Source organism: Pseudoalteromonas sp. MMG013, assembly GCF_018100885.1.
Taxonomy (GTDB): domain Bacteria; phylum Pseudomonadota; class Gammaproteobacteria; order Enterobacterales; family Alteromonadaceae; genus Pseudoalteromonas; species Pseudoalteromonas aurantia.
The window spans coordinates 72,984-94,907 of record NZ_JAGJEE010000010.1; the positions used below are offsets into that span (position 1 = coordinate 72,984).

Consider the following 21,924-nt stretch of genomic DNA (forward strand, 5'->3'; position numbering starts at 1 on the left):
GTCTTAAACTTTTTAGCCAAAGAGATATTTATGAAAATCCAATATGCATCGTATCAAGATACCATTGATTTTTTACAGCGGGCAATGAGTGAGCACCCACATTTAATTCGCTTACAAAGCATCGGAAGCACTTGGGAAAATAGGCCCATCATGTTGGTCACGGTATCGCTCGATGTCACTTATGCAGACGACAAACCCGCTTTACTTTATACCGGTTCAATTCATGCGCGAGAATGGATTGGCAATGAATTGGCAATTAAGTTTATTGAGTATGTTATAGATAATTACCGCTTCAACCCGAAATTACAAACAGCCTTGACGCGCAATACTTTATATATGGTACCGTGCTTAAACCCCGATGGTTTTGAGTACTCACGTAACCATTTTTCATTTTGGCGAAAGAACCGTCGTAATAACGGAGATGGTACATTTGGCGTTGATCTGAATCGTAACTTCGACGCAAAATTTATGCGCAACCACAATACCCATACCAATACTTATGGTGGCCCTCATGCTTTTTCTGAACCGGAAACCTGTGCCATCCGCGATTTTGTAGAAGCACATGACAATATTCGTATTGCTTTAGACTACCATTCACAAGGGAATGTATTTTTCCCTGCGCATAAGTTTAACCATGAAGTTGAAATTGAAGGCACTGATCTCAATGTGCTTTGTGCGAACATGAACAACGAAATTCGCAAAGTGACAGGGCGACAATATGGCATTCATCGCGGAAAGCCACCGGCGCAGCTCATTAATGGGAGTGGCCGAGAGTATTATTATCGTAAAGGGATTATTGCAACTGTTGTTGAAGTGGGTACGCGCAATATTCCAGATTACATGAAAAATATGTCACAAAGTGTCGCGGAAAATATTCCTGCGGTGTTACATGCTTTAAGTGAAGCAATTAATTATTCTCCACTGGCGCCAAGTCGAGTGAGTGACTTTACCATAGGGCACGTCACGCATGACAGCGTAGAGCTGCAATGGCAATATGAAGCACGAGAGGATATATATTTTGAAGTATATCGCAGTGAGCATAATAAAAGTCCGTGTACGGAAGCGAATTTGGTGGCAATTACTAAGTCACTTGAGTTTGTAGATACACAACTCAATAGCGGCCAGTTCTATTTTTATAATATTCGCGCAGTTGACAAAGTCACCAAGATAAAATCCCCTTTTAGACCTGAATTACGATTGAAAACCACATTAGCCTCGCACCAATGCGGCCGTACATTATTTCCAGCGAGAGAGCATGTCGGATATTTATCACAAAATTTTAGTAATAAGAATAAAGAACATTTTGGATATAACTCCATGTTTATCGGAGTGGATAAAGGCCGGGGCGTGAGTTTAGGTGTAGTCGCTTATGATTTAAGTACGATAGAGGATGGCTCACGTATTGAGACCGCACAATTCTTCCTATACCCGATGAATCGTGTTGCCACAAAAATAGAGAAGTATGGTGAGTGGTCAATTTCTGTTTTAGATGCCTCTTTGATAGAGGACATTTATGACTTTGACAAAGTGATGGAAGCGACGCCGTTACATACGTTAGGTGAAACCATTGAATCAGATAAAATGACGCAAGGAATTTGGCTAAAGTGGTCATTCAATGGCGTAGAACGTACGCTTTTAAACAAGTTATTAGCGGATAAAACGCTATTATTACGGATACAAGGCCCAGATACCTTGCCGTTAGGTAATGATTCACAAGTAATGCAGTTTGATATCGGCTACGGTCCATTTGGTAGTGGTTTACATTATCGACCTAATTTAGAGCTTATTTATCAGTTACCGGAGCAACGCTTAGCATTGACAATGTCTGCGTGTAATACGATTTACCAAGACAAAGTAGTCGCAGACAAATTGGCATCTGGATTTGATGGTCAAGGTGAAATCGTGTACGGACAATTGGCATTTGAGCATTTGCAGCATCTAGACCCACTAAAGACGGTGTTCACGCAAGCTTGCTTAACTTTATATAGTCGTAATAGTTTGTCGTCAGCGAAAGATGTGCGGTTTACGGTTGAATTGGTCGAGCTTAAAGATGTTGACTTTAAGCATGTGAAGCAGCGACAAAAAATAGAGTACATAGGCTATGAAGTAAGTAATGAGCAGCTGAAAGAGCGTACTGCGCATAACTTTATTTTTGACAGCTACAGCCTGCAAGAGCTGGCGCGATTGCATAAGGCAAATTCTCCTTATTACTTTATTATTCGCGCAACCGCAGAATCACAAGCGAGCAATGCTTTAATAAATTGGGCTGATTGCCACGCAGAGCAAGCGACGACATTGAATATTCAGTATATTGAACGTCGTAATGAGCCGTTGCCTTCCCCCACTAATTTACAAACACACAATGAGAATGGGGTTGTTAAGTTAACTTGGGATAATCCAGATAGCGGCGATTTAGTGGGTTGCTTTGTGGTCAGAAATCGCTTTCATCCGCCGCGTTCTCCTTTTGATGGCGTCAAGCTATATGGCGGGCCAGATATGTATACACTGGATAATTTTGGTAATGCCGATTTGAGCAAGTATTATGGTGTATTTAGTTACGATCATGCGCCGAACTACTCTGAGCCTGTGGTGATTTATTACTCAGGTAAGGGCAATAAGTAAATTAATGATGTGATTGATATTAGGGGCTGTTGATCTGTTCGGTTCATTTTTGCAGCAGTTTGATTGGAATTTATACAAGGTGGAGGCTGTATAGTATGGTTATGCCATGTGAGTCAGCCGATAACACAGTAGAAAAGCCAATCAAGCGCTGCCTACCGGTTCTTTTGAGCAGCCCTTTCTCTTTGTTGCTTAATATTCGCTTAGATCACTAGGCGACATATTAAGTGCCGCGATAAAAGCATGCTCAAAGAGAACAAAAATAGAACCGCAAAAATCAACAGCCTCTAGATAAAGTCACTTAAATTCTCGCTTTTTAGAAATAAGGATGTTCTATAAAGGGTTATGATGCCATGATACGTGCTTTGTTGTTTTTATCTGAGAACAGAGATGACTGATACGAGTGCGATATTTATTATTGTTCCTACAGCCGATGTTACATCGATTACTTCTGAATTAAATTATGTACCCGCATCATTAAACAGTGAAGGATTTATCCATGCTTGTGAGTATCACCAAGTTGCTGAAGTGGTATCGCGTTTTTTTGATAATCACTTAGCCTTGTCGGTGTTGGTTGTTGATGTGAGTTTAATCAACTCACCGTTACGTTATGAAGCACCAAGTATCACAATGTCTTCACCAGCCCTTTTCCCCCATATTTATGGGGCGTTAAACACAGATGCGATTGTTGATGTGTGTGACTTAGTGCATTTTAAACATCAACCTATAACGCCGGAAATAATGGCGGTATTACGACATTATCGTTTTGAACGCTTACCTGTCGAAAGTACACTTTTTAAAAGTACATGGCGTTCCAGCAGTAACAATACGCACGGTGAGCCAGTGGGTACTGCGATGATAGGCTTGTACTGTGATAGCTTAACCAGTGTATCTTGTTTTCATAAATTGACCTTCGATGAGGTATGGCATTTTTATGGTGGTGATCCGCTAGAATTGACGCTTCTATACCCGAATGGAGATTCGGAGCAAGTCGTGCTCGGCACTGACTTTACCAATGGTCAGGTTTGTCAGTACTTGATACCTGCGGGGGTTTGGCAGGGAGGGTGTTTGGTCAAGGGCGGCCAGTATGCGTTATTTGGCTGTACAATGGCACCGGGCTTCACGGGGAGTTGCTTTACTGCAGGGATTGCCGACGCGCTGATTGAAGCCTACCCAAATGAACAGAAGGTCATTAAAAAATTATCCGTGAATGGCCATCAAACGACGATGCCAGAAGGATTTGCGACTTAATTTTTGAAAAGCAATGAATGAATGATTTTAGTTTTTAATTTTAAGTAAGAGTGTTTTATGATCCTTGATTTTGATAGTTTGTCTCCAAATAAGGTATACCATACGTTAACGCAAACTGTGGTGCCTCGTCCTGTTGCATGGGTGTTATCTGAAAATACCCAAGGCACATTAAACTTAGCACCATTTTCGTACTTTACGGCGGTAAGCTCCGATCCAGCAGTGTTGATGTATGCGGTAGGGGTAAAACCTTGTGGCGAATATAAAGACTCGGCGCTAAATGTTGAAGCAACAGAAGAGCTGGTGATTCATATTGCAGATAGTCGCTTAGCAGATGAAGTGACCTTATCAGCAGCAACTTTACCGAATGATCAGTCTGAACTGGATACATTGGATTTGACGCTCACCGACTTTGCCGGATCAACTTTGCCAAGGGTCGCGCAATGTAAAGTTGCATTTGCGTGTAAACTGCATAAAGTGGTGGAAATGGGAGAATTGCCCATGAAGTTGATGTTTGTACAGGTGACCCATGCGTATATCGATGATGAGATAGTCGAAATTGACCACAAAGGGCGTAGTAAAGTCGATGCGCTAGCATTAGATCCGATTGCGCGCTTAGGCGGTGGTGAGTATGCAAGTTTAGGGGAAGTTTTTAAAATCACCCGTCCAGCATAAGAAAGTAGTGCAGTAAAACGGTATACTTACTGCACTTATTATTGAGTTGTTTATTACGTGCTGCGTTTATAGCTGAAAAGGGGCCACACCCACAGCCTGCATGGTATAACCTGTTTGCGCTAGCTCACCTTTCCATGTTTCGACTTTAATTACACCGGTCACCGTGATCGCGTCATATAGGCTATCAATAGGAACGCCATTTTTAATTTTCACATGCACTATTTGATTCGGTGGTGGTGGTGGCACATGAATACAAGCACCAAAGTAGGGTACTAACAAGAACTCAGTAATGATCTCACTGTCGCCTTCAAGCGGCACAACGAAACCAGGCAAGCTTACTGATTGGCCATCTAAACTTTTTACGATGGGTGCGTTTAAATCTGGCTGTACCCAGTTTTGGTCTGCGCCATCATGACTGGCAGCATCTTGGTTGCTGATTTGTACATGCCCTTTAGGGATTAAGTCCTCCCAAAAAATTTCTTTTGGGGCGGCTGCATACCCTAAAAAACTGAGTAAAGTGAACAGTATTAACGTCAAAAATCTCATAGTATTTATTGTGCTCCTAAATTTTTATACTCATGCCATCAGCCAATGAATAAAAATAGGCTTTGGCGGCGGGGAGCAACCCCATTAATGTTCCGGCGGCCATAATAGCGCCTAAAAGTGTGAGTTCATAGTTTGTCAGCCAGCCTATGGTTAAACCAATACCAAATTGGCTTTGTAATATTGGATTTGCAACAATCAAGAGTGCATAAAATAAGATACAGCCAACGAGACAACCAACAAACGTAATAAGAATGGCTTCACTACTCATTAAAGCAAAGATGTGAGCTGGACGAGCACCTACTGAGCGTAAAATAGCCAACTCTCTGCGGCGCTGACTGAGTGTAGCAAGTAATGTCGTTAACATACCCAATAAGCTCACGAGTACCACCACGATAGAGAATAACAGTAGGATCTTTTCTACAATATCGAGCATTTCCCATAGTTCTCGGAGTGTGAGGCCAGGCATGATAGCCAGCAAAGGCTCGGCTTTATACATATTAATATTACGTCTGACTTGTAGGGTATATAAGGGGGAGTCGAAGCCCATTAAAAAAGCGGTTATTTGTTGCGGTGTTCCAATTAAATCACTTGGCTCTGAGTCTAGAGTAGCATGAAGGTGGTCGTGATTATCATGAGGTTTGTCGTCACCCTCGTCATGATTATGTGCGTTGCCATATTGATGTTCTACTTGGCTGCTTTGTTGTGGCTTTTTGCCAATCATCATCGGCTTTTTGTGATTTTGTTCATGCATTGCTTCAACAGCAATCAAAGGAATATGCAGTGTTTTATCTACAGGGGTTCCGGTTGGCGCTAATATACCGACAATGGTCATTGGGTTATCATCATGATGATGAAAGCTGGTATTGCCCATGCCATGGGATATGACAATTTGTTGTCCTATATGATAATGCAGCGTGTTTGCCACATCACTGCCAAGCACCACCTCTTGGGCATTATGAAAAGGTCGACCGTGTTGAAACGCCAAGTGTTGTTTTTTTCCGTAGCGATAGTGCGTGAAATACGCTGCATCGGTGCCGAGTACGGCATGACCTTTATGACTGTCTCCTAAGCTGATAGGGATGGTCCAAGCGATTCCTTTTTTTTCTCTGATGTCGAGATAACTTTGCCATGAGACTGCATTGTTGGTATGTCCGATGCGAAAGACACTCGATAGCAGTAATTGAATATCTCCTGTTCGGGCGCCAACAATTAAATCAGTGCCTGAAATCGTATTACTAAAACTGCTTTTCGCATCTTGTCTTACACGTTCGATGCTTAACAGCAACATGACGCTGATAGCGATGGTACAGAGTGTGAGCAAAACACTGGCTTTACGGTTTAAGCTGCTTTTAATGGCGAGTTTAAGCAATGTCATTTTATACCCCGTTAATATCAGACAAACTTATCTGACGATCAAATAACGAAGCTAGGCTATTATCATGACTAACAAATAGCACCGTGGCTTGATAATCTTTAGCTTGGTTAAATAGTGTTTCTATGAAGGTGTGGCGGTTGTCGGCATCGAGTGATGAGGTGGGCTCATCGGCAATGATAAGTTCAGGTTCACCAATAAAGGCTCGAGCGGCGGCAACACGCTGTTGTTGACCAATGCTCAGTTTTGACACGTGCTGTGTTAGCACTATGTCCTTTAACCCCAGTGCCTTTAACAGTCGAGTCGCTTCAGTTGTAACATCGGTTTTTTTATCAGCTAGACGCTTGCGTCGCAGCTTAGAAAACTCACATCCTAACATCACATTTTCGAGCGGGTTCAGATACGGAAGCAGATTAAAACTTTGAAATATAGTGCCAATATGATCGGCTCTGAAACGGTCTCGATGTGCATTGTTTAAAGTTGATAAATCAGTATTCAATATTTTAATTTGACCCGATTGCAGCATATTGATACCTGCTAGCAACCCGAGCAACGTCGATTTTCCGCAACCGCTTGGGCCGTGTAGGAAAACGCGTTCACCTTTGTTTATGTGCAACGCTTGAATGTTGAGCGTGGGTTGAGGTTGAGTAGGCCAAGTATGAATAAGGTCTGTGATTGTGATCATAATGAAACCAAGCGGGCTAATGTCAATGAGATAATATTACAGTTTTCGTCTTAGCAACACTGAGTTTGGTTTAATCGCCGGCTTTTGGCGATGAAACACCAACATGAGGAAATTTTGGCGAGTGGCTGTCTTTTCGTACGAACTTTGCGGCTATAGATTGTGATTTAAGCCCCAAAAGCTTATTATAGCGCCTCCTAACCCCCTCATATTTTTGTGCCCTTTAGCAAGGTGCATCCGGCCTTGGAGTAATAATGAGTAGCTACAAAGTTTTAGACATAAATGATGATCTGCCAATTCGCACTAAAGGTGCTGTACATAGTGGCAAGGTACGCTCAGTGTATTGGTTAACTGATGAAGACAGTGCCCGTTTAATTACAGATAAACAGTATGATGTCCCCCATGGAACTGAATTAGCGATTATGGTTATTTCAGATCGTATCTCAGCTTTTGACTGTATTTGGCAAGGTGAGAATGGTTTGAATGGTGTACCAGGTAAAGGTATTGCGTTAAACAGTGTGGCAGCGCATTGGTTTAAGCTATTTGATGATGCCGGTCTTGCTGGCAATCATATTGTTGATATTCCACACCCATATGTGTGGATTGTGAGAAAAGCCAGCACAGTGAAAGTAGAAGCAATCGCCCGGCAATACATTACTGGTAGCATGTGGCGCGACTATAGCAAAGGTGTGCGTAATTTCTGTGGTATTGATTTACCTGAAGGTTTAGAAGCGAATCAAAAGCTAGACGGTGTTTTGATCACCCCTTCAACAAAAGGGATCATTACCGGTATTGCTGATGTACCAGCCGTTGATGATGTGAATATTACCCGCAAAAATATTACTGATAATTTAGCTGCATTCAATTTTAACTCTGAGCAAGATGTTGCTAAATATGAGCAACTACTTAGCGAAGGTTTTGCGCTTATTAGTGATGAGTTGGCCAAGCTCGATCAAATCTTTGTAGATACCAAATTTGAATTTGGTTATGTAGAGCAGCAAGATGGCAGCCAAAAGTTGATTTATATCGATGAGGTAGGTACTCCAGATTCAAGTCGAATTTGGGATGGCTCGGCGTATCGTGATGGTAAAATTGTTGAAAACTCAAAAGAAGGGTTCCGACAGTTATTGATCAATAACGTGCCAGACAGCGATGTGCTGCTTAATAAAGATCGCATGACTGAGCGAGAAGCGCTCGCACATGGTTACAAACTGCCAATAGAGGTAATGATGTCGGTGTCTGATACCTATGTGGGCATTGCGAGTAAAATTGTTGGGCGACCGTTAAAGATACCAGCAGACCCTCGTGCAGAAGTCATTGCGATTCTTGATACTGACTATGGATTAATTATCTAAACATTTATTCTTCATAGAGTATATTATTCGCCCAATAAACAGCACTTTATGTTGTTTATTGGGGGTTATCTCGCAAATACCTTGCAATTAGACTGGCTGTCACTTTTACTTAGAGTAATTAAAGTAAAAATTTGATGGCAAGGTCCGCCTTTCATGTTTGTTATTCGTACTTTTATAATTTTATGTATATTGTGCTGTTTGAACCCGCAGGCGCTATTGGCGAAAACTCTGCTGCTAACAGATCAGCATGATAAACCGCTTTCAGATGTTGTTGTTGAGCTGCTTGATGGTGATATGATAAAAGTCGTGCCATCAGAGGTTGCTGTGATGGATCAAGTAGGCAAACGGTTTGCGCCACGATTATTGGCAATCTCTAAAGGGCAATCAGTGCGCTTTCCAAACAGTGACGATATCCGTCATCATGTCTATTCTTTCTCGCAAGCGAAATCATTTGAATTAAAATTGTATGCTGGCACTCCTAAAAAGCCCATCACTTTTGAACAAAGTGGGATTGTTGTGCTAGGTTGCAATATTCATGATTCAATGGTTGGCTATATATATGTCGCTAACCACCTTCATGTATATATCAGTAATGACAAAGGATTGGTTGAATTACCTGACTTTACGCAAGATTATACAGTATGGCATGAGACACAAGTAGGTGATATTAATCAGCGTGAACAGCACCAATGGTCAGCGCGAAAACAGCAACAAATAACTATAATAACAACGTTAGCACCTTTGCCTCGCAACACCTTTGGTGAAGTATTTAAGGAACATCATGGGCACTAGTCTAAAGAATCGAATTATTTTATTGTGTGTGGGGTTAGTGTTACTAACTTCGATGGCGAGTTTAGTCAGCTTCTGGTGGTCAACTAGCCATTTTAATGAGCGGCGAGTCCAGCAAGATATTAAAGTTGCACAGAATGTATACCAACAGTATTTAAAAGCAAAAGAGCGCTTATTGGTAACAGCTGCAACGGTACTTACCGCGGATTTTGGGTTTAAGCAAGCGGTTGCAACGCGAGACGCAGATACAATCAGCAGTGTGTTATTTAACCATAGTCAGCGAATAGATGCTGACTTAATGCTGTTATTGGATGTACGAGGAAAGCTCATTTCAGCAAATCAAACTGATATTGTGCTACCAGATGATAGCCGAGAATTGATGAAGGATTTGTTAGCGAATGGTGAGCGCTCTACTTTCATTGTGATCAGCGGCAAGCTTTATCAAGCAATTATTTTACCTATCAAAGCGCCTAGGACAATTGCTTTTAGTATTGTTGGGTTTGCCATTGATGAAAAAGTGGCTTTGGAGTTGAAAGAGCTAACAGGCATGGAAATGAGCTTTATTGGGCATGGGAGTGGACTAAAGGCAAGCTCGATTATTGAACATCCTGCGGAGCAGGATTTACTAGGTTATATTCATGGCCAGAGAATTAATCGCTGGTTTAAAGAGCATCCTGTATTTATCAGTGCCGAGGTGCCCTTAGCAGCCTTATCGAATAATCCTATTAGTGTTGTATTGAGTGCCGACCTGAGTCGCCATTATCACGAGTTTGATCAATTAGTGCTGACCATTATTTTCTTGTCTTGTGGCACAATCTTAATTGGTTTCATTACCAGTGGCATATTGGCGAATAATCTGACGACCCCGCTTCAACAGCTCACCGTGATGGCCAAACAGTTTGCTCAGGGCAATTATTTAGCATCATTAACCGAGACGAGACCCAGTAAAGAAATTTGTGAGCTGGTTGATGCGTTTCACGAGATGGGGGAGGATATTCAAACTCGTGAGAAGCAAATTCGCTTTCAAGCTCGTCATGATAATTTAACTGGGTTTTATAATCGCAGTGCGGCACTCGATTTGCTCAGTAAGCATTTATCGGCGTCACAGCAATTTTATTTGGTGGCGATTGATATTAAAGGTTTGCGCCATATCAATGATAAGTTGGGCCCAAGAGTTGGGGACAGTTGTATTCAAGCGGTTGCTGAGCGAATGAAAACAGCGACAGAATCATTGAATGGCTTTAATGCACGTTTAGGAGGCGATGAGTTTTTAACCGTGCTAGCAGCAAAGCCGGATAGTACTAAGCAAGCATGCGTAAGCCAATTGCTGCAATCATTGACAAGCTCTTATACCATTCAAGGTTTAGACATTACATTACGCTTTAGTGTAGGGGTTGTGTGTTACCCTGCGCAGGCGCAAACACCGGATGATTTAATTCGTAGAGCGTTAATTGCGGTAGACACAGCAGCGCAAACGGGTGAAGAGATTTATTACTACCAAGATGGGGAAGATGAAGAGCATTTAGAGCGTTTGCAAATTATAGATGAGTTAAAACAGGCATTGGTTGCAGACGATGGCCAATTATTTATGACTTATCAACCGAAGCTGAATTTAATCAATCAGCAAATAGACAAAGTTGAGTCATTGATACGCTGGAAAAGAACTAACGGTGACTGGGTGTCTCCTGAATTATTTATTGATTTAGCTGAACAGTCAGGACTTATTGTTGAATTGACACAGTGGGTTGTGGCAACGGTAGTTAAGCAGGTAAGTAACTGGTTATCTGAAGGGTTGACGATGAAAGCGGCCATTAATGTGTCGGCACAAGATATTGCAGATGACGGATTTCTACCACATTTAAAACAAGTGCTTCTTGACAATAATGTACCAGCACAGTTAATTACCGTTGAGTTGACTGAGCGCGATATGATTGAAAATGAAGCAAAAGGTATTGCGGTACTAAAAGCATTGAAAGCACTCGGTGTGATGATTTCTTTAGATGATTATGGCGTCGGGCAAACGTCATTAGGCCGTTTAAAAATGCTGCCAATAGATGAGTTAAAATTAGATAAAGTTTTTATTTTAAAGTTAGATGAATCGCACCAAGACCAATGTATTGTTCATTCGACAATCACACTTGGCCATCAGCTTGGATTTTGTGTGGTAGCTGAAGGGGTGGAAAATCAACCATCACTTACTTTATTGCAAGACATGCAGTGTGATTATGCACAAGGTTATCATTTAAGCAGACCACTGACCGCAACGGACTTTTCTGATTGGCTAGGTCGATACCATGAAGTGGGCTAGCTTCTGGGTTGTAGTTATTGCATGTTTGATGTATCACTCTATGTTATATGCTGGAGGAAAGCTGTTAGCAACGCCAGGTGTTTCTCAATTAGAAGGGAGTGGCGGTGGCGGCATTGTGCCATGGGCTCAATTATCAGGATATGCAACAGAAGACGAATGGAGTTTGGGTGCGTTTTGCAGTGGGGCTAAATTACAAGACTATCAATTAGACGTTTGTGGTGCACAAGTTAATTTTTTTGATCGTCTTGAACTAAGTGTCGCAGAACAAAATTTTACGGTCGCGGTGTCTAATCGTGTGATTGAGCAATCGGTACTCGGGGCAAAAATACGTTTATATGGTGATGTAATTTATAGTGACTGGCCACAGTTGAGTGTGGGGCTGATGCACAAGTCATTAGGTGATAGTGCGATTGCTCGTGCGTTAGGCGCAGATGCTAGCCAAGGAAATGACGTTTATTTTTCAGCCAGTAAACTGCACCTTGGTGCATTGTATGGGCGCAATTGGTTTTGGAATATCACTGCGCGATACACACAAGCAAATCAGATTGGGTTGCTTGGTTTTGGTGGAAAATATGCTTCAAAGCGCTGGCATATTGAAATGAGCTCCGCTGTTTTTGTTGCTCCACAGCTTGCTTTGGGGTTTGAATTTAGAGAAAAACCACACAATTTAGGACTTGGCGAATCTCATTGGCGTAATTTATTTATTGCGTGGTTTCCTATGAAATCACTGAACGTGACAGCTGCGTGGTTAGATTTGGGGTCGATTGCGGGAGTGCCATCACAAGAGGGTTTGTACTTGTCTTTAGCAGGTAACTTTTGATGGGGAGGTTATTTGGTCGTGTTACAGGGCTGCTTTGCATTGTGATATTGTTAAATGCGTGTGTTACGCCTAAAGCGAACGTCAGTTTGTACCATCAGCTCGGTGGTGAACCTACTATTGAGCGAATTATCGACTCATTTATCAATGAAATAGGAAGACACCCAACAATCATTCAGTATTTTAAAGAGGCCAATGTTATGCACTTTCGTACTGGTTTTATCCAGCATATGTGTGCATTGTTGGATGGCCCGTGCAAATATACTGGGGATTCTATGGTGCAAATACACACAGGTATGGATATTACCACTCGAGACTTTAACATAGTCGTTGAGCTACTTATTACAGCAATGAATGAAGCAGGTGTTTCTCATGTGCTACAGAACCAAATATTAGCAAGAATGGCGCCTCTACGTAGCGAAATAATTAAGATTTGATTATGCGTTTGATATCGCCTGAGGCGTGTTTGCGCTGTAAATACATGGCAAAGCGGTGTTTTAAGTTTCGCAAAAATGTACTTTGGTTGGAATGTGTGCCGGAGTTGCTATTGGCTATTTCGCTCTCAAAAGAGAGATCTTCACTGATAGGGTAAGGCTTAATACCCACTAAATTTAGCTCTACTTCACTATGGAACTGAATATCAACATCGACAGGCCTGAAAAAAGGCTTTCTCTGCAATAACTTTTTAGCACCAGATAAACTCACTGCATAGCCCTGTGTACCATTGGGCACTTTAAGGTAGCTGCCGAGTGTCAGTGATTTAGATAAAGATGCACTTTCAATAAAGGGGTTTGCACGATTGTCTGAGAGTTTTATCATATCCCAGCTTTCTAATTCACCCACTTGCTCAATCGTTTCTTTTAAGTGTTCTTCAATGATTAAATCGTCCTCTAAGACAATAGCAGCAGTAATATTGTGTGCTGCCATATGTTGCCAAATTCTCATATGACTGACATAGCAGCCAATCTCTCCGGGGGTCATATTTCTATGATGCTTTTTTAAATTGGCGGTGGGATCATACCAATTTGAGGTTTCTGTTTCATCGAGTGACTTGCCAACAGTGGCTTCAAATCTCTGACATTCAAGACCTAAGGTCTGGAGTCGGTTATACGTTTTTTGCCAGCGTTCAACGCTGTTCTTCATATTGATAACAAATATAGGTAATGACATATCAGTATAAGTAAAAGAAGTTTTAAGCATAATACCAAAAACTATGCGTGTTTGGGAATGTTAGCGCTCTAGCAGTTTTTTGCCGGCAATCACCACACTTTTTGGTGTAATTGACGTGATGATATTGGCTTCGATCAGGCTCTTACTCGTATTTCTAATTACTTTGAAGGCGTTGTTTTTGGGTTCTACAGAGGACCAGGCTGATGTGCCGAAACCGACAAGCGCGACACAGGGGGTATTAACAGCACAAGCCATATGCATCGGGCCGGAATCGATGCTAATCATTAAATCCATGACTGCAATATAATCGATAAGTACGGGTAAAGTCGTGGCGCCACTTAGGTCTGTGAGCTGTATATTATTATCAGTACACCGTTGTTGTAAGCGCGCATTATCTTTGCTTTCAGTCTTATCACCAAAGAGATAAAAGTGACACTGAAACTGATCGGCATACTGAGTGAGTATTTGCTGAGATAACCCAATGGGGTAGTGACGACTGCCTTTGTTCTCACCACCAAAATAGAGTCCGATTTTTAAGATTGAGTTTGAGGGCAGGGCCTTTTCTAATGGGCTCGGTACTAATGTGGGTAGAGAGTAATCATTAAAAGGCTGACCATGAGTATCGTTGACTAATCGACAGTATCTATGAATATAGTGATGGCATGGGTTGAGTTTAAGCGCGTGACTCAGTAGCCCTGAGCGCAAGTTTTGTGCATATCCGACGGTGAGTTTTATACGCGCTAATCTACATAAAATAGCTTCTCGTAATGAGCCTCTAAACAGTATTGCCAGTGAAAAATTATAAGATTTTAGATATTTGGCCAAGCTCAATAAAGATTGCTTTTGAAAAGCGGCATCACGTTTGTCTTCAATAATTTGGAGGTTGGATATGGTGGTTTTTTCTAATAATTCACATAAGTAGGGACGTGCTAGTACACAAATGCTTTGCTTGGGATACAGTTTACTCAATAATTCTAATGCGGGCAGCGTATTAATGACATCCCCAATAAATTTGGGTAATACGATTAATATTGGACCAATAATTTTTTTGTTATTTATTATTTTCATAGCAATGGGTAAAGTGTATTACTGTTTTTATTCGGCTTAGTACTAGAGTACGTGATATCTGAAGTTAAATTATAACATAGAGCCCTTATGAAAAATGTGAAAAGTTGTAGTTGGGTTGCAGAGAATCTAAATAAAGTATCTGTGTTTGATGCTGGGATTGTGAAGCCAGGAATGGCAGGCCCTTACAAGCCTTGTGCAGTTGTGCGAGGTGCAGGTCGCTTTGATATTAGTGGTTCACTATCAGATCCAAAAACGCAATTATCAAATATGATGTGTAATGCGAAACAGTTCCAGTCACACATGCGCCAATTAGGCGTGAATCAAAATGATACGGTGGTACTTTATGATGATTCTGGGCTTTTTTCAGCTGCGAGAGGCTGGTGGATGCTCAAGAGCATGGGGTTCGAACACGTATTTATAATGGATGGCGGATTGCCAGAGTGGCTACTCCATGGTTTTCCTGTTCAACAGCAATACAGTACGCCTAACTCAATGGGTAACTTTACCGTTATCCAAGGAGCTGCTGATTGGCAGTTTATTGAACGTTATGAAGTGCTTAGAACGATTTTAGACGAGTCTAGTCTGTTGTTAGATGCACGAAGCCCATTGCGTTTTTCGGGCTGTGAACAAGAGCCGCGAACAGGTATGCGCAGTGGTCATATCCCCAATAGTAAAAACTTACACTATAACGCATTATTAACTGAACGAGGCTTATTACGTTCCATAGGGGAGCTGCAGGCGCTATTCAGGTTGCTTGGGTGTGAAGGGAAAGCTTTGCAATTTAGCTGTGGTTCTGGGGTAACCGCTTGTATATTGGCGTTGGCAGCAGATGAATGTGGTTATACTAAGCTGGGAGTATATGATGGTTCATGGAATGAATGGGGCAGTATGCAATTTTGTGACGAATTGCCCATTAGGTGTGAAAGTGGAAAGTAAATCAAAGTGATTAACGATGATATAACCGCACTAAGCTTTTGAAAATGGACAATGTCGACAGCCATTACTACAACATTTACCGCGTTTTAAATGTGCCCATCGGGTCATGACCATTAAGCCATTTTCTATATCGTAGTCAAGTCCCTCTAAAAATGAGTTGGAAGAGGCGTGCTGTTGTGCAAGCTTGAGTTGCTGTTGAATAGGTTGATTTGCCATATTTTCAATATAATTACGTGTATTTTTGATTAAGCAGCTGCGGCAGAAGCAGTTTTTATCTGATTGTAGAGGCATAATGTTTGGTAGCGTCATACACCAGCATTTTTCATCTGTGGTGCAAGATAAAACTTGTTGGCAGTCATCACAGTGCATAAACTTGACCCATATAGATAAAGTGCTTAAATAGGCACAGATACTACCATAACTTTGGGAAGGCAGGTGTTATTGAGCAAATATATGCTTTGCTCATTATGTGGCTAAATTGCACAACAGATTTAATAGATACAGGAACTTATGGTTAACTCTCTCTCCCACCTAGATGCACTTATTGCCGTTGTACGTTTTACAGAGCAGCAAGAAAGCGCTTATTCGGCGTTAATACACTTTGCGCAAGATAAAGTTGTTTATACCTTAACTCGTGAGGATTTAGCTTATGTTTTACAACGTGTTCTATCGTTGGATATTGCTATTGAAGAGTTAGAATTGTGGGCTGGCTTGTTAGAGATACGGGGCGATATAGATCATCGCCAAATTGAAGGGGCATTGTATGCGCTAGCGAACCCAGAGCAAATGGGGTCATTAACGTTAGAGAAAGTTCGTACGCTGCAGACATTGATAGAATAGCAAGTAAAAGCAAAGATAAGGGCTTTAAGTGAATGTGTTGACACCAAAAATTATTTTCAATGGTTATCAAGATAACCAGTTTAAGCTCGTGATTTTAGAGCCTAGTGTTGCGGAGGCTGACTATGCGGTTGTTATGCGTAATCAAACGCGCTTGAGCACCTTCTTTAAAGGCATTATGGATTGGCCTAAAGCGGACATGACTCTTGAGGAAAATCGTGCCTCACTTGCCCAGCATCATCAGGAATTTAAAGAGCAAATTGCATTTGCATTTAGTGTCTTTTCGGTAAGTAATGACCAATGTATTGGTAGTGTTTATTTAGATGCGAGCCGCTGTGACGATTTCGATTGTGAGCTGTATTATTGGTTGGATGCAGGGTATTTAGAGCTAGAAGCAAAGCTAGAGAAAAGCATTTGTGATTGGATTGAACACGCATGGGGGTTGCCAAAAATAGCACTGGTTGGACGTTCGATTGCGCTTGAGACGTGGTTGCAATTAATTCGCGAGTCTGCAGCCTGTGAAAAATAGCAGCAAGAGCCGCTATTTTTCTTATTTAACTGAATAATTTAGTTGTGGTAACTTAAACAGGTTTCTACTTCACTTTTCGATCCTAAGATCACTGCTACGCGTTGGTGGATAGCATCCGGTTCGATATCCATAATACGTTCTTCACCTGTATGAGCAACGCCGCCAGCTTGCTCTACAAGCATAGCCATCGGGTTTGCCTCATAAAGTAAACGCAGTTTATAGGGTTTTTCTGGGTTTTTAGTATCGGTAGGGTAGGTAAATAGACCACCACGACATAACACGCGATGCACATCACCTACCATTGCCGCAATCCAGCGCATGTTAAAGTTTTTTGCGCGTGGCCCCGTACTTCCTGCTTGTAAATCATTGATATAGCTCTGCATGGCTGGCTGCCAATGGCGCTGGTTCGAGGCATTAATAGCATATTCCTGAGTTTCTTCAGGAATGCGCGCAAACTCTTCAGTAAGTAAGAAACTGCCATGTGTTTTATCAAGTGTAAAAATACGCGTGCCTTTACCAATCGTCAGTGCCAATGTGGTACAGGGTCCATATAAGACATATCCAGCAGCCACTTGTTGGTGACCCGGTTGCATAAAAATAGCAGGATCCGCGGGATCAGAATCTTTTGGGGCAACCATTATTGAAAAAATAGTGCCAACCAATGAATTGATATCGGTATTGGATGAGCCATCAAGTGGATCGAAAGCCACGATATAGTCTGCATCAGGGTTTCCCGCAACGGTATAATCTTCTTCCTCAGAAGCAATCGCCTTAACGTAACCTGATTCAAGTAGAATGTCTTTTAGAAGTTGGTTTGATAACACATCAAGTTTCTTTTGCGTTTCACCTTGAATATTTTCATCTAATGTTGAGCCCAGTACGCCAGACAGCGCGCCTTGACCAACACGAAATGAAATTTCTTTACATGCAGCTAAAATAGTACGAATAAGTGAAAGTAATTCTCTAGAACAACCATCTTCAATTAACACTGGGGGCAGTCTACGCATAGTTTTGGATCCTGATAACGTTTTGGTTGCAGTCAATTAATGTGAGAGATAACAGCAACCGCGCTGAATTTCGTCTTAAAATGGCTGAACTTTGTATACAATTTTATATACTTGGCTCATGATGACCATTAAAACCACTAATAACAAAGGTAAGAATATGCAAAAATTTAGGTTACTACCTTATATTCTCTGCACCTTGCTAGGCGCTATGATAACTCAAGCGCACGCAGCAATTAAGTCTATTGATGAGTTTACTGATAAACTTAATCATTTTCCTGGCTATTATACGTTTTTTGCCGATAACAACAGTGGCAAAATTTATTTAGACATTGATAAACTTAAACAGCCATTCCTATTACAGCATAGCTTGCCATACGGTGTTGGCTCAAATGACATTGGTTTAGACCGAGGTCAGCTAGGCGGCACGTATATGGTGCAATTTGAACGTTTCGGAAATAAAGTGATGTTACGTGCTTTAAACTCGTATTATCAAGCCAGTTCAGACAATGCAGCAGAACAACAAAGTGTGAAAGAGGCATTTGCATCGAGCATACTCCATGGCTTTAAAGTGGTTGCTGAGGATGATGACAGTGTATTGGTTGACTATACCCCTTATCTTTTAAGTGATGTACACGGCGTAAGTCGCACCCTTGCAGCACGTAAGCAAGGGAATTTCAGTTTAGATAGCGGACGAAGTGCCGTATTTATGCCACGTTCAAAAGCATTTGTTGATAATACCGAATTAGAAGCTTTATTGACATTTAAAGGCAATAAACCGGGTGAATTTGTACGTCAAGTCAGTGCAGACCCATATGCTATCACGGTCCATCAGCACCATTCTTTGGTAAAGTTGCCTGATAGCAATTACACACCTCGTCAATTTCATCCGCAGTCAGGGTATTGGAGTATTGAGCATAAAGATTACTCTGCTCCACTGGGGGAGTCGATGTATGTACGATATATTCCGCGTCATCGTTTAGCAAAAAAAGATCCTATGGCTGCGGTGAGTGAGCCAATAAAACCTATTATTTACTACCTTGATCCAGGTGTGCCAGAGCCTGTGAAAACGGCATTATTAGATGGCGCAACATGGTGGAATGATGCGTTTATTGCCGCAGGATACAAAAATGCATTTCGAGTAGAGATATTACCAGAAAATGCCGATCCTATGGATATTCGTTATAACGTTATTCAATGGGTGCATAGAGCAACACGAGGCTGGTCTTACGGAGCGTCAGTCATAGACCCGAGAACCGGTGAAATTATTAAAGGACACGTTACGCTGGGTTCTTTGCGTGTTCGACAGGATATTTTAATTGCTCAAGCATTAGCTGCACCTTTTGTTAAGGGCGATGAAGTAACTGAGCGTTTACATGCCATGGCACTTGACCGTATTCGTCAGCTAAGTGCACACGAAATAGGGCATACTTTAGGTATTGCACATAACTTTTCGGCATCGATTAAAGATAGGGCGTCAGTAATGGACTATCCACATCCGTTAGTGAGCTTTAATAACGAAGGTAAGTTGGATATTACTCAGGGCTATGCAAAAGGCATGGGAGCATGGGATAAGCAAGTTATAAAGTATGGGTACAGTGACTTCACAGCGACTAATGAAGCACAAGGGTTGAAAGCTATTTTGGCTGAAAATCGCACCCAAGGATTGGAGTTTATTTCTGATAGAGATGCGCGAGCGAAAGGCGGTGCTCACCCGACAGCGCATCTTTGGGATAATGGTAATGATCCATCTTTAGAGTTATTAAGGGTGTTAGATGTGCGTAGCCAAGCTTTGAGCACGTTTGGGATTAATAATTTGCAAACGGGTGAAGCGCTATCACAATTGGAAGAAAAGTTAGTGCCATTATATTTATTTCATCGTTTTCAAGTTGAGTCAGCGGTTAAATTGATTGGCGGCGTTGATTATGATTACGAAATACGTGGTGAACATCCCATAAAAGGGGCACAAGTTGTTGCAAAAGCACAGCAACAACAGGCACTAAAGGCGATGTTGGCAACCCTTGATGTAAAGACACTGCAAATACCAGAATCAATTTTGGCGTTGTTACCCCCCAAAGCTTATGGGGAGTCTAAAACACGGGAAAGTGTTTATGGACGTACTGGTTTAACATTTGATGCTATGGCATTACCTGAAGTATCAGTGAACCATACACTTAATTTGTTATTCAATACTCAGAGGTTAAATCGTGTTGCGCAGCAAGGAGCAAGAACATCAGCAGCGTTTAGCTTAGATGACCTACTGAGTCAGACATATGGATATGTATTTGGCCACCGTTCAGACACCGCAATGGGCGAGAAACTAGCACAGCGTGTGCAGTATTTAACGGCTAAGAAATTGGCTGAATTAAGCTTGAGTGATAAAGTAGACCCAGAGGTTCAGGCACAGCTGCGTTTTTATCTAGCGCAGCTAGTGGCTGATTATACGCAGAGCGGATTGTTTAATGATGTTAGTAAAGGCGATAGTGCGTTTAAGCATTATTTGTCAGAGCAAGTACAGCACTTTTTAATTTCAGGTAAATGGTTAGGTAGCTTTAAAGCCATCAAAACCCCACCAGGTTCACCGATTTAGTATTAAATAACGACTAAAAAAGCGTCATTCGGCGCTTTTTTGTCATATCACATTATTCAAAGCAGCAGCTTTTGATCAACTGCGTGATTATCTGTTGTGAAGGCGTTATTTTTTCCATGGCAAGGTACTCGTCGGGTTGATGAGCTTGTTTAATCGAACCTGGCCCCAGCACAATCGTCTCGCATCCCAATTGCTGAATAAAGGGGGCCTCCGTGCAATAATTTACCGCAACCGCTTTTTCCCCTGATATTTTTTCAGCAAGGCTAACTAACGCACTATCTTTTACACCATTAAAAGCCGGAATTGGCTCATGCATATCAATCACCGAGACGCTATTGGGGTACTCATCATTGATGGATTTTATAGAATTAAGTAACAGCAGTTGTAACTCTTGGATACTAAGCCCTGGGAGCGGGCGTATATCAATATGTAATTCACAACAGCCACAAATCCGGTTTGCATTATCTCCGCCGTGAATATGCCCTAGATTGAGTGTTGGGTAGGGGATTGCAAAATCCTCAATTGAATATTTATTCTTTATCTTTTCTTTTAACTGTAATAGCTTTGCAATGACGGTGTGCATTATTTCAATCGCATTGAGCCCTCGCTCAGGATCTGAGCTATGCCCTGAACGACCAATTATTCTAATCGCTGAAGTCATATGGCCTTTATGCATAAAAACGGGTGTCATATCGGTCGGTTCTCCAATAATACAGCGCTCAGGTTTTAGGGTTGGATGTTTTGCTATTTCTTGTGCGCCAGCCATGGTTGTTTCTTCGTCTGCGGTGGCCAAAATTAAAATCGGGGCAGTTTGTTTTGCTGTATCTAGCTGACTAATAGCCTCTAATACAAAGGAAAAAAAGCCTTTCATATCAATTGTACCAAGACCATATAACTTATTGTCTTTGATCGTTAAATTAAAAGGGTCTTGGCTCCAGCGGCTATCATCAAATGGGACCGTATCCGTATGACCAGCAAGCATTAAACCACCATCACCTTCACCGCGCTTTGCAAGTAAATTGTATTTCCCTGGGGCACTTGTCAGCTCAGTTATTTCAATATTAAAGCCTAAGTTTTCACACCAGCTGGCCAGCAAATTAATGGTGCTTAGATTACTCATGTTTAGAGATTCATCGAGAGCACTAATGGAAGGGCTGGCGATCAATTGTTGGTACATAGATAAAAAATCTGGGTTTTGCATAATATTTTCCAAAATATTTATTCAAAGTAATTGCATAACAATGTAAAGCTGTTTAAGATGAATATCAATTCACTTTTTCAGCATAAATATATTTTAAGGGCTAGCATGCGACGATAAATATTCACTATTTAATTCTATAACGATGTAAAAACGCAATTGATATTAAGAGAAAGTACAA

20 protein-coding genes are annotated in these 21,924 nt (G+C 41.5%); 12 read left to right on the forward strand and 8 right to left on the reverse strand.

Going from position 1 to position 21,924, the window contains the following annotated elements; translation table 11 throughout:
- Nucleotides 1-30 precede the first annotated feature (30 nt).
- The 3 genes from J8L98_RS11420 (at nucleotide 31) to J8L98_RS11430 (ending at nucleotide 4,542) form a co-directional block, all read left to right on the forward strand.
- Nucleotides 31-2,622, forward strand: a complete 2,592-nt coding sequence (locus tag J8L98_RS11420) for a M14 family zinc carboxypeptidase (RefSeq protein ID WP_210996515.1) — start codon at nucleotides 31-33, stop codon at nucleotides 2,620-2,622.
- Between the two features lie 387 nt (nucleotides 2,623-3,009).
- Complete coding sequence (locus J8L98_RS11425) at nucleotides 3,010-3,870, forward strand: cupin domain-containing protein (RefSeq protein ID WP_210996516.1); 861 nt, start codon at nucleotides 3,010-3,012, stop codon at nucleotides 3,868-3,870.
- A gap of 57 nt (nucleotides 3,871-3,927) precedes the next feature.
- Nucleotides 3,928-4,542 (forward strand): flavin reductase family protein, encoded by a 615-nt coding sequence (locus tag J8L98_RS11430; protein ID WP_210996517.1) that lies wholly within the window; start codon nucleotides 3,928-3,930, stop codon nucleotides 4,540-4,542.
- A gap of 66 nt (nucleotides 4,543-4,608) precedes the next feature.
- Here the strand turns inward: J8L98_RS11430 and J8L98_RS11435 are convergent, their stop codons facing one another.
- The 3 genes from J8L98_RS11435 to J8L98_RS11445 are packed head-to-tail and all read right to left on the reverse strand — an operon-like array spanning nucleotide 4,609 to nucleotide 7,145.
- A complete protein-coding gene (locus J8L98_RS11435; RefSeq protein WP_210996518.1) occupies nucleotides 4,609-5,088 on the reverse strand; it encodes a DUF3299 domain-containing protein in 480 nt (159 codons plus the stop codon).
- 16 nt (nucleotides 5,089-5,104) lie between these two features.
- Entirely contained in the window at nucleotides 5,105-6,463 is a 1,359-nt protein-coding gene (locus tag J8L98_RS11440) for an ABC transporter permease (RefSeq protein WP_210996519.1), read from the reverse strand.
- A 1-nt stretch (nucleotide 6,464) separates the two neighbouring features.
- On the reverse strand, nucleotides 6,465-7,145 hold the full coding sequence (locus J8L98_RS11445; RefSeq protein ID WP_210996520.1) for an ABC transporter ATP-binding protein: 681 nt from the start codon (nucleotides 7,143-7,145) through the stop codon (nucleotides 6,465-6,467).
- 251 nt (nucleotides 7,146-7,396) lie between these two features.
- Between J8L98_RS11445 and J8L98_RS11450 the strand changes: the two genes are divergently transcribed.
- The 5 genes from J8L98_RS11450 to J8L98_RS11470 all read left to right on the forward strand — a co-directional run bounded on the left by J8L98_RS11450 (nucleotide 7,397) and on the right by J8L98_RS11470 (nucleotide 12,848).
- Nucleotides 7,397-8,497 (forward strand): phosphoribosylaminoimidazolesuccinocarboxamide synthase, encoded by a 1,101-nt coding sequence (locus tag J8L98_RS11450; protein ID WP_210996521.1) that lies wholly within the window; start codon nucleotides 7,397-7,399, stop codon nucleotides 8,495-8,497.
- Nucleotides 8,498-8,713: 216 nt separating this feature from the next.
- A complete protein-coding gene (locus tag J8L98_RS11455) occupies nucleotides 8,714-9,289 on the forward strand; it encodes a methylamine utilization protein (protein ID WP_247682531.1) in 576 nt (191 codons plus the stop codon).
- Nucleotides 9,279-11,594 (forward strand): EAL domain-containing protein, encoded by a 2,316-nt coding sequence (locus J8L98_RS11460; protein WP_210996522.1) that lies wholly within the window; start codon nucleotides 9,279-9,281, stop codon nucleotides 11,592-11,594. Before J8L98_RS11455 ends, J8L98_RS11460 begins: the two co-directional genes overlap by 11 nt.
- On the forward strand, nucleotides 11,581-12,414 hold the full coding sequence (locus J8L98_RS11465; RefSeq protein WP_210996523.1) for a DUF3034 family protein: 834 nt from the start codon (nucleotides 11,581-11,583) through the stop codon (nucleotides 12,412-12,414). The genes J8L98_RS11460 and J8L98_RS11465 overlap by 14 nt, the downstream gene beginning before the upstream one ends.
- On the forward strand, nucleotides 12,414-12,848 hold the full coding sequence (locus J8L98_RS11470; RefSeq protein WP_210996524.1) for a group 1 truncated hemoglobin: 435 nt from the start codon (nucleotides 12,414-12,416) through the stop codon (nucleotides 12,846-12,848). The genes J8L98_RS11465 and J8L98_RS11470 overlap by 1 nt, the downstream gene beginning before the upstream one ends.
- Here the strand turns inward: J8L98_RS11470 and J8L98_RS11475 are convergent.
- Together J8L98_RS11475 and J8L98_RS11480 are read right to left on the reverse strand one after the other, a co-directional pair.
- Nucleotides 12,838-13,611 carry a glycosyltransferase family 25 protein gene (locus tag J8L98_RS11475; RefSeq protein ID WP_247682532.1) on the reverse strand — a complete coding sequence of 258 codons (774 nt, stop codon included), beginning with the start codon at nucleotides 13,609-13,611 and terminating at the stop codon, nucleotides 12,838-12,840. The two genes, J8L98_RS11470 and J8L98_RS11475, sit on opposite strands and share 11 nt — an antisense overlap.
- Before the next feature lie 30 nt (nucleotides 13,612-13,641).
- Nucleotides 13,642-14,649, reverse strand: coding sequence for a glycosyltransferase family 9 protein (locus J8L98_RS11480; RefSeq protein WP_210996525.1), 1,008 nt, complete (start codon nucleotides 14,647-14,649; stop codon nucleotides 13,642-13,644).
- An 87-nt stretch (nucleotides 14,650-14,736) separates the two neighbouring features.
- Between J8L98_RS11480 and J8L98_RS11485 the strand changes: the two genes are divergently transcribed.
- Nucleotides 14,737-15,585 (forward strand): sulfurtransferase, encoded by an 849-nt coding sequence (locus J8L98_RS11485; protein ID WP_210996526.1) that lies wholly within the window; start codon nucleotides 14,737-14,739, stop codon nucleotides 15,583-15,585.
- A gap of 30 nt (nucleotides 15,586-15,615) precedes the next feature.
- Here the strand turns inward: J8L98_RS11485 and J8L98_RS11490 are convergent, their stop codons facing one another.
- Nucleotides 15,616-15,894 carry a DUF5522 domain-containing protein gene (locus J8L98_RS11490; RefSeq protein WP_210996527.1) on the reverse strand — a complete coding sequence of 93 codons (279 nt, stop codon included), beginning with the start codon at nucleotides 15,892-15,894 and terminating at the stop codon, nucleotides 15,616-15,618.
- 201 nt (nucleotides 15,895-16,095) lie between these two features.
- Here J8L98_RS11490 and J8L98_RS11495 point away from each other — a divergent pair, with 201 nt between their 5' ends.
- The gene (locus tag J8L98_RS11495; protein ID WP_210996528.1) at nucleotides 16,096-16,425 is read left to right on the forward strand and encodes a hypothetical protein; all 330 of its coding nucleotides are present in this window, start codon (nucleotides 16,096-16,098) and stop codon (nucleotides 16,423-16,425) included.
- Nucleotides 16,426-16,453: 28 nt separating this feature from the next.
- Complete coding sequence (locus tag J8L98_RS11500; RefSeq protein ID WP_210996529.1) at nucleotides 16,454-16,951, forward strand: hypothetical protein; 498 nt, start codon at nucleotides 16,454-16,456, stop codon at nucleotides 16,949-16,951.
- A gap of 38 nt (nucleotides 16,952-16,989) precedes the next feature.
- Here J8L98_RS11500 and J8L98_RS11505 read toward each other — a convergent pair whose 3' ends face one another.
- Nucleotides 16,990-17,958: a class 1 fructose-bisphosphatase gene (locus J8L98_RS11505; RefSeq protein WP_210996530.1), complete on the reverse strand. Its 969-nt coding sequence runs from the start codon at nucleotides 17,956-17,958 to the stop codon at nucleotides 16,990-16,992.
- Between the two features lie 157 nt (nucleotides 17,959-18,115).
- On the opposite strand from J8L98_RS11505, the gene J8L98_RS11510 reads away from it, so the two are divergent.
- The gene (locus tag J8L98_RS11510) at nucleotides 18,116-20,545 is read left to right on the forward strand and encodes a zinc-dependent metalloprotease (protein ID WP_210996531.1); all 2,430 of its coding nucleotides are present in this window, start codon (nucleotides 18,116-18,118) and stop codon (nucleotides 20,543-20,545) included.
- 52 nt (nucleotides 20,546-20,597) lie between these two features.
- Here the strand turns inward: J8L98_RS11510 and argE are convergent, their stop codons facing one another.
- Entirely contained in the window at nucleotides 20,598-21,746 is a 1,149-nt protein-coding gene (argE, locus tag J8L98_RS11515; protein ID WP_210996532.1) for an acetylornithine deacetylase, read from the reverse strand.
- Nucleotides 21,747-21,924 lie beyond the last annotated feature (178 nt).

Bases quoted from the DNA above. Each gene is read 5' to 3' on its own strand.
- J8L98_RS11510 (WP_210996531.1), top strand. From the start codon at position 18,116: ATGCAAAAATTTAGGTTACTACCTTATATTCTCTGCACCTTGCTAGGC.
- J8L98_RS11475 (WP_247682532.1), bottom strand. From the start codon at position 13,611: ATGCTTAAAACTTCTTTTACTTATACTGATATGTCATTACCTATATTT.
- J8L98_RS11445 (WP_210996520.1), bottom strand. From the start codon at position 7,145: ATGATCACAATCACAGACCTTATTCATACTTGGCCTACTCAACCTCAA.
- J8L98_RS11435 (WP_210996518.1), bottom strand. From the start codon at position 5,088: ATGAGATTTTTGACGTTAATACTGTTCACTTTACTCAGTTTTTTAGGG.
- J8L98_RS11430 (WP_210996517.1), top strand. From the start codon at position 3,928: ATGATCCTTGATTTTGATAGTTTGTCTCCAAATAAGGTATACCATACG.
- J8L98_RS11490 (WP_210996527.1), bottom strand. From the start codon at position 15,894: ATGACGCTACCAAACATTATGCCTCTACAATCAGATAAAAACTGCTTC.
- J8L98_RS11420 (WP_210996515.1), top strand. From the start codon at position 31: ATGAAAATCCAATATGCATCGTATCAAGATACCATTGATTTTTTACAG.
- J8L98_RS11480 (WP_210996525.1), bottom strand. From the start codon at position 14,649: ATGAAAATAATAAATAACAAAAAAATTATTGGTCCAATATTAATCGTA.
- J8L98_RS11465 (WP_210996523.1), top strand. From the start codon at position 11,581: ATGAAGTGGGCTAGCTTCTGGGTTGTAGTTATTGCATGTTTGATGTAT.
- J8L98_RS11485 (WP_210996526.1), top strand. From the start codon at position 14,737: ATGAAAAATGTGAAAAGTTGTAGTTGGGTTGCAGAGAATCTAAATAAA.
- J8L98_RS11470 (WP_210996524.1), top strand. From the start codon at position 12,414: ATGGGGAGGTTATTTGGTCGTGTTACAGGGCTGCTTTGCATTGTGATA.
- J8L98_RS11425 (WP_210996516.1), top strand. From the start codon at position 3,010: ATGACTGATACGAGTGCGATATTTATTATTGTTCCTACAGCCGATGTT.
- J8L98_RS11460 (WP_210996522.1), top strand. From the start codon at position 9,279: ATGGGCACTAGTCTAAAGAATCGAATTATTTTATTGTGTGTGGGGTTA.
- J8L98_RS11505 (WP_210996530.1), bottom strand. From the start codon at position 17,958: ATGCGTAGACTGCCCCCAGTGTTAATTGAAGATGGTTGTTCTAGAGAA.
- J8L98_RS11450 (WP_210996521.1), top strand. From the start codon at position 7,397: ATGAGTAGCTACAAAGTTTTAGACATAAATGATGATCTGCCAATTCGC.
- J8L98_RS11495 (WP_210996528.1), top strand. From the start codon at position 16,096: ATGGTTAACTCTCTCTCCCACCTAGATGCACTTATTGCCGTTGTACGT.
- argE (WP_210996532.1), bottom strand. From the start codon at position 21,746: ATGCAAAACCCAGATTTTTTATCTATGTACCAACAATTGATCGCCAGC.
- J8L98_RS11440 (WP_210996519.1), bottom strand. From the start codon at position 6,463: ATGACATTGCTTAAACTCGCCATTAAAAGCAGCTTAAACCGTAAAGCC.